Raw genomic sequence first — 2,720 nt, 5'->3', positions numbered from 1 at the left:
AATCCCGCCGGCCGGCCCAGCGATGCTTTTTATAGTCGAATGGCAGGTATCCCACCTGGCTGCCGGTCGAGTCCCGGAATTCTCCAGTGAGTCGGTAGTTGAGATAGCCGGACAGCAACAGGAAATGCCGGGTTTTGGCCCAGATCTCGGGTTCATTCTGAGCGATCCAGTTGGCCTGGGTTTTTTCCCGGAACCGGTTGATAGTGTCTGCCAGACGGGCAACTTTGAACAGCCATCCCCAGGGCCCTTTGACGGGGCCTTCTACCCTTGCATGGCGCTGGTCGAGCCAGATGATTGCCGGACGTAGAGGCTGTCCATTTTCATCCAGATTTATGACGGTGCCGCGCTGGGTGGTCACGGTAACGCCGGCAACCTGATCCGGTGTCGCGTCTGTGGAGCTCCAGAGCAATTGGCAGGCTTCCGCGAGCTGCTCCCAGAAGTAGTCCGGGTGCTGCTCGGCCCAGCCGGGCTCTCTCGAAAAATAGGGCTCTATTTCCTGCTTGCCTTTGCCCACCAGATTGCCACTGGTATCGAAGAGCAGCGCCCGAACGCTCTGGGTGCCATTGTCGATGGCCAGGATGAGCGGCTCAGCTGGCATCGGAGGCCTCCTGCGGTGGCAGCGAATAGGCGTTGTGATAGATCGACAGATAGCGGGCCTGTTCCTCCTCCCAACGCTGGTCAGCCCAACCAAGCAGCGGCTGGCAGTGGTTACGAATCTGCGGGAGAAGGGCTTCGCCGGCATTCGGTAGTACCATGCCTAACCGCGTTCGTCGCAGAAGCAGGTCATCCAGATGCTGCACATCTTCTCTCCGGCACGCCCAGCAAAGCTCCGCCCAGAGCAGGTTGGAAGCCCGATTTGGAGTGACAGGCTCCAGTGGGCCCGAAGCAAGCAGTTGATCAAGCTCGGGGCCATAGAACCCCTGCAGTCGCTGCCAGCACTGGTGGCTAATGGTGGCTGGCCTTGAGGGGTGATCTGTGCCCTGAAACACCGGTTTGGATGCGGGCCGCAGAACCTTGCTGGCGTCTTCTCCAAGCCCCTGGACGAGTGCCTCGCGGGCGATGACCCGGAAGGTGGTGAGCTTGCCGCCGGCAATGCTGACGTGCCCCCGATTCACCCGAAGTGCGTGTTCCCGGTTTTCCTTGGACGGCGCCTTACCCGTACCATCGGTTACCACCGGCCTTACACCGGCCCAGGTTGAAAGGATGTCGCTTCGGGTAATGGGGCTGCCCGGAAACAATCGTGAGGCGATTTCAAGCAGGTAGGCGGTCTCGGATTCAGAAATCACCGGCTCCTGATCCAGGTTTCCCTCATGGTCGATATCGGTGGTGCCGAGAACTGTAGTGCCCAGCCATGGGAAGGCAAACACCGGGCGGCCATCTTCCGGATGAAACAGGGAAACCGAACAGGACACCGGCAGACTGGACCAGGGCAGCACCAGGTGGCTGCCACGCAGGGGCCGGATGTGCATGGTGTCTTCAGAGGTCTCGCTGGACTGCAGCCGATCTGCCCAGGCACCGGTGGCGTTGATGACCAGGGGCGCGAAGACCTCAATGGGCGTATCGTTTTCCTCTGCTTGAATCAGCAAGCCGGATACATCGCCGTTGCTGCGCTTTATTTCACCGGCTCTTGTGTAATTCAGGCACATGGCTCCGTCCCGCCGGGCTTCGGCAATCAGGCGCAGGACCAGGCGCGAGTCGTCGGTGACTGCATCGGTAAAACCGCTGGCGCCGGCGAGTTTTTCGCCCGTCAGGCCCGGCACCCAGAGCATGGATTCGGCCGGGGTCAGAAAGTGGCGGCTTCGGTTGCGGGCAATAAAGTCGTAAACCCGAAGCAGTGTCTGGAACAGGCGCGGTCCGGGGAACTGGCCTTTAAAGTGCGGCATGATGAAGCGCAGGGGCTCAATTAACCCCGGTGCTTCCGCCATTAAACGTTCCCGCTCGCGCACGGCGTCCCGGGTAAGACCGTAATGCCCGCTGCCCAGGTACCGAAGGCCACCATGCACCATCTTTGAGGACCGGCTGGAGGTACCCCAGGAAAAGTCCTTCTGTTCCACCAGAAGCGTGCGCAGCCCGCTGCCTGCTGCTTCCCGGGCCACGCCAGCGCCGGTAATTCCGCCGCCGACCACCACCACATCAAATTTGTTGGTCCCTGAGCGCAGCGCATTGAGAATGTCAGTCCGGTTCATATTGGGGCTCCCTTTGGGCGTTGCGCTCATTTGACCAGTGTTTCCGGGTTCAGGATCGCGTCCGGGTCAAAGGTGCTGCACAGGGAGCGTATCGCCAACATGCCCAGTTCGCCTTTTTCCACCGGCAGGTGAGGGGCGTGATCCTTACCGACACCGTGTTGATGGCTGATGGTGCCGCGGTTGTTCACGATCAGTTCGGAGGTGCTGGTTTTGAGCGTTTGCCAGCGCGCGAGTGTTTCCTCGTAGCTGTCGCCCACCCGGAACACATAGGTGGTGTAAATGCTGCAGCCCTGGCTATAGAAATGGGAGAGGTGGGTGAACACATGGGTGTTCTCGTTCTGGTCTTTCAGCCCGTCACGCAGGCTGGTCTCGATCAGACCCAGCAGATTGTCGACGTTGTCCCAGTCAGTGGCCGTTTCCAGAGTGTCGACCGCATAGCCCATCTGCCAGAGGGCCTCTCTCAGATAGGGCATGGTAAAACGCTTGGCCGCCCATTTGTCGCCGAGCCGCGTGCCGGTATAGACGCCATTTTGG

General features: G+C 60.3%; 3 protein-coding genes. All 3 read right to left on the bottom strand.

What is annotated here, in order from left to right:
- Window positions 1-598 (bottom strand): xylulokinase (locus B2W52_RS05595; protein WP_286801819.1); only part of this gene is annotated, 598 nt, incomplete at its 3' end.
- Complete coding sequence (locus B2W52_RS05590; RefSeq protein WP_273018444.1) at window positions 588-2,186, bottom strand: glycerol-3-phosphate dehydrogenase/oxidase; 1,599 nt, start codon at window positions 2,184-2,186, stop codon at window positions 588-590. The genes B2W52_RS05595 and B2W52_RS05590, both read right to left, overlap by 11 nt.
- 26 nt (window positions 2,187-2,212) lie before the next feature.
- On the bottom strand, window positions 2,213-2,720 hold a 508-nt coding region (locus tag B2W52_RS05585), incomplete at its 5' end, for an FAD-linked oxidase C-terminal domain-containing protein (RefSeq protein ID WP_286801816.1).

Origin of the sequence: Marinobacter sp. UBA2498 (assembly GCF_002341575.1) — a bacterium.
GTDB classification, from domain to species: Bacteria; Pseudomonadota; Gammaproteobacteria; order Pseudomonadales; family Oleiphilaceae; genus Marinobacter; species Marinobacter manganoxydans.
This window is presented reverse-complemented; position numbering and strand designations above follow the sequence as displayed.